At 44.1% G+C, this 211-nt stretch carries 1 tRNA gene; it reads right to left on the bottom strand.

Annotation, left to right across the window (positions count from 1 at the left end):
* Window positions 1–115: 115 nt before the first annotated feature.
* Window positions 116–191 (bottom strand) — tRNA-Ala (locus AB4298_RS21280).
* Between the last annotated feature and the right edge of the window lie 20 nt (window positions 192–211).

Below are 211 nucleotides of genomic sequence, written 5' to 3'. Positions count from 1 at the left end.
GCTTTCCAAATTTTTAAAGAGCGGGCTTAAAAAAGCCAAAGATAAATTTTTCATTTATCTTTGGCATCTCTAACCTGTGCATATGGCTTTCTCTTACTGAAGAGAAAGATGTAAATGGTGGAGCTATGCGGGATCGAACCGCAGACCTCCTGCGTGCAAGGCAGGCGCTCTCCCAGCTGAGCTATAGCCCCATTTACATGCAGTCAAACAA

The sequence above is a fragment of the Shewanella sp. 10N.261.52.F9 genome, assembly GCF_041471165.1.
Taxonomy (GTDB): Bacteria; Pseudomonadota; Gammaproteobacteria; order Enterobacterales; family Shewanellaceae; genus Shewanella; species Shewanella marinintestina.
This window is presented reverse-complemented; position numbering and strand designations above follow the sequence as displayed.